Here is a 217-nt window from a genome sequence, read left to right on the forward strand (position 1 = left end):
GTCGTAGAGAGTGATGAGCTGGGTGTTTTCTAATTGAGAGGCAAGGGTGCCGACGTAGCGCTTACCATCCCAGAAGGTCGTGACGTCACTATTGAGGTCGTGTCCAAGGTTGGCGTAGATTTGGTTGCGCCAGTAATAAAACACAGACCAAAAGGCATTGTTAGGGGCGCGAAGCCAAGTGAGAAATCCGGTTAAGGCAATGACCGCCCAAATGGCA

General features: G+C 51.2%; 1 protein-coding gene. It reads right to left on the reverse strand.

The window, feature by feature from the left end; all coding sequences use genetic code 11:
- Positions 1-217, reverse strand: a 217-nt coding sequence (locus tag AACR11_RS21205) for a TraD N-terminal domain-containing protein (protein ID WP_323128444.1), incomplete at both ends; no start/stop codon positions are given.

Origin of the sequence: Vibrio sp. L85 (genome assembly GCF_963871815.1) — a bacterium.
Taxonomy (GTDB): Bacteria; Pseudomonadota; Gammaproteobacteria; order Enterobacterales; family Vibrionaceae; genus Vibrio; species Vibrio harveyi.